Raw genomic sequence first — 3,338 nt, forward strand, 5'->3', positions numbered from 1 at the left:
GAGCGGCCGCGCGCTGGCCGGTCGGCCGACTTGAAACCTCGCGATCCGCCCTGAACTCCCCGGGGTATCCCTGGAGGACACCATGCACATCGCCTGCGCCCATTGCGGCGCCACCAACCGCGTGCCCGACGAACGCCTGACCGAGGATCCGGTCTGCGGCCGTTGCGGCCAGGCCCTGCTCGCCGGCGAGCCGGTCGAGTTGACCGATGCCAACTTCGACGCGATCACCTCGCGCACCGAGCTGCCGGTGGTGGTCGACTTCTGGGCCAGCTGGTGCGGCCCGTGCCGGATGATGGCGCCTCAGTTCGCGCAGGCCGCGAAGCAGCTCAAGGGCCGCGCGCTGCTCGCCAAGGTCGACACCGATGCCAACCCGCAGGTGGCCTCGCGCTTCGCCATCCGCAGCATTCCGACGATGGTGCAGCTGCAGGGCGGCCGCGAAGTCAAGCGCATGTCGGGCGCGCTGCAGGCGGCGCAGATCGTCGGCTGGGTCGGCTGAGCGCCGTCAGGCAGTCGCTGCGGCGCGCCTGGCCGCGAAATCGACGAACCACGGCACGCAGGCCGCATTCGCCATCGCGTCGAGCTTGAAGACCTGCCCGGGCGGCGTGCCCATCAGCAGCTTCTTCACCGGCAGCTCCATCTTCTTGCCCGACAGCGTGCGCGGGATCGCCTCGACCTGGAAGATCTCGTTCGGCACATGGCGCGCCGAGAGGGCCGTCTTGATCGCGTCCTTCAGGCGCTTGGTCAGCGCGGCGTCCAGCACGACGCCCTCGCGCAGCACGACGAACAGCGGCATGTAGCTCTCGCGGCCGAGGTACTCGAGGTCGACCACCAGGCTGTCGAGCACCTCGGGTTGCGCCTCCACGGCGCGGTACAGCTCGGCCGTGCCCATGCGGATGCCGTGGCGGTTGATGGTGGCGTCGCTGCGGCCGTAGATGATCGCGCCGCCGCGCGGCGTGATGCTGATCCAGTCGCCGTGGCGCCAGACGTTGGGGTACATGTCGAAGTAGCTGTCGCGGTAGCGCTGGCCGCCTTCGTCGTTCCAGAAGCGCAAGGGCATCGACGGCATCGGCTTCACGCAAACCAGCTCGCCGACCTCGTCGACCAGCGCGCGGCCGCGGCCGTTCGCATCGGGTTCGCTCCAGGCCTCGACCGCGGCGCCGAGGCAGCGCACCTGCATCTCGCCCTCGACCACCGGCAGGGTCGGCAGTCCGCCGACGAAGGCGCCGGCGAAGTCGGTGCCGCCGGCGATCGGCGTCAGCCAGATGTCGCGGCCCTCGACCTTCGGCATCTGCTGCCAGATCCAGTGGTAGCCATCGACCGCCAGCGGCGAGCCGGTCGAGCCGATCGCTCGCAGCCGGGACAGGTCGGCCACCGTCGCGGGCTCGATGCCGGCCTTCAGGCAGTTGGCGTAGAAGGCCGCACCGGCGCCGAAGAAGGTCGCGCCGGCATCGGCGGCGAAGCGCCAGATGGTGTTCAGGTCCGGCGCGCCGATGCGGCCGCCCGGATTGCCGTCATAGATGCACACCGTGGTGCCACCGAGCAGGGCGCCGGGCTGGGTGTTCCACATGATCCACCCGGTCGAGCTGTACCAGTGGTAGCGGTCGCCGGTCTCGACGCTGGGCCCGACGTTGTTGTGCAGCGAGCCCATCTTCAGCGCCTCGAGCACGATGCCGCCGTGGCCATGCACGATCGGCTTGGGCAGGCCGGTGGTGCCGCTCGAGTAGACCACCCACAGCGGGTGGTCGAAGGGCAGCCACTCGGGTTCGAACGGGATGTCGCGGCCGGCGGTCAGCGCGGCGAAGTCGTGCAGCGTGCGGCCCTCTGCGGCCCATGCTTCGGCGAGCGTGGCCGCATCGGCGTTCTGGTCACGGTTGCGCAGCAGCACCGCATGCTTCACGCTGGGCAGTTCGGCGAGCAGCTGGCCCAGCACCGCCATGCGATCGTGCTCGACGCCGCCGTAGACATAGCCGTCGACGCCGATCAGCACCTTGGGCTCGATCTGGCGGAAGCGATCCAGCACCGCCAGCGGCCCCATGTCCGGCGAGCAGACCGACCAGATCGCGCCCAGGCTGGCGGTGGCGAGGAACGCGACGATGGTGTGCGGCGTGTTGGGCAGGAAGGCGCAGACGCGGTCGCCGCGCTGCACGCCCATGCCGCGCAGCGCCGCGGCCAGCGAGGCCACCTGCGCGCGCAGTTCGCTCCAGCCGAGCTGCTGCATCTCGCCGCGCTCGCGCATGCGCTCGTTCTGGAACACGACCGCCGGGTGGCCGGCCGCCTGCGCCGCGTCGGCATGGCGCAGCACCTGGCGCGCGTAATTGACCTGCGCGCCCTCGAACCAGCGCGCGCCGGGCATCACCGCCTCGGCGAGCACACGCGCGTGCGGCGTCGGCGACTGGATGTCGAAGTAGTCCCACACCGAGCCCCAGAAGGCCTCCAGGTCGTCCACCGACCAGCGCCACATCGTGTCGTAGCCCTCGGTGGTGGTCGGGTCGAAGTGCAGGTTGCGCTTCTCGGCCAGCCAGCGGCTGTAGCGAAGGATCTGCGGCTCGGGCAGGCTCATGTCGATGTCTCCATGTCGACCCCGGTGTAGACCCAGGTGTCGCGTGCGAACGGGTGGCGCCAGAAGCCGCGTACGCGCGGCTGCAGCAGGTCGTTGAGGATGGTGTGCACGCGCACCTTGTAGGGCATGTGCGCCACCAGCATGTTCTTGGCCTCGCGCATCAGCGCCTCGCGCTGCGTGCCGTCGGGCAGCTCGCTCTGGCGCTCGAACAGGCGGTCGAAGGCCGGCAGCGCGAAGCGCGAGTCGTTCGACTCGTTGGCGTTCGGCCCGTAGGCGATGCCGAGGAAGAAGCCGCCGTCGGGCGACTGCGCCACCCAGCTGTAGCCCCACATCATCAGCTGTGCGTTGCGGCTGCGCTTGAGCAGGTCGCCCCAGGTGGCCACCTCGAACTCGATGCGCAGCCCGACCTTGGCCAGGTTCTTGCGCCACAGCTCGTTCTGGCGACGGGCCAGCTGGTCGTGCGTCGAGGCCAGGCGCAGCAGCAGCGGCGAGCCGTCGGGCATCTCGCGCCAGCCGTCGCCATTGCGGTCGAGGTAGCCGTGCAGGTCGAGCAGCGCCTTGGCACGCGCCGGGTCGTGCTGGCTCATCTCGCTGCGGTAGTCGGCGTCGTAGCCGGAGGTGAAGGGCGGCACGGTGGACTGCGCCGGCACGCCCTGGCCGTGGCGCACCAGGCGCAGCTCTTCCTCGCTGTCGCAGGCCAGCGCGACGGCGCGGCGCAGTGCCACCTTGTCCGGCGTGTGGCCGCCGACCACCGGGTCGAGCATGTTGAAGTAGGTCA

At 70.4% G+C, this 3,338-nt stretch carries 3 protein-coding genes; 1 reads left to right on the forward strand and 2 read right to left on the reverse strand.

The features are described 5' to 3' along the window. Positions 1-70 precede the first annotated feature (70 nt). Positions 71-496: a thioredoxin TrxC gene (gene trxC / locus AAG801_RS41125; RefSeq protein ID WP_341893636.1), complete on the forward strand. Its 426-nt coding sequence runs from the start codon at positions 71-73 to the stop codon at positions 494-496. A 6-nt stretch (positions 497-502) separates the two neighbouring features. On the opposite strand, the gene AAG801_RS41130 is transcribed toward trxC, so the two are convergent. Next, complete coding sequence (locus AAG801_RS41130) at positions 503-2,560, reverse strand: acetoacetate--CoA ligase (RefSeq protein WP_341893634.1); 2,058 nt, start codon at positions 2,558-2,560, stop codon at positions 503-505. Beyond that, on the reverse strand, positions 2,557-3,338 hold a 782-nt coding region (locus AAG801_RS41135), incomplete at its 5' end, for an ABC transporter substrate-binding protein (protein ID WP_341893635.1). The genes AAG801_RS41130 and AAG801_RS41135, both read right to left, overlap by 4 nt.

The organism is Variovorax sp. YR752, assembly GCF_943372545.1.

Coding starts and splice junctions, on each gene's coding strand:
- AAG801_RS41130 (WP_341893634.1), bottom strand. CDS start 2,560: ATGAGCCTGCCCGAGCCGCAGATCCTTCGCTACAGCCGCTGGCTGGCC.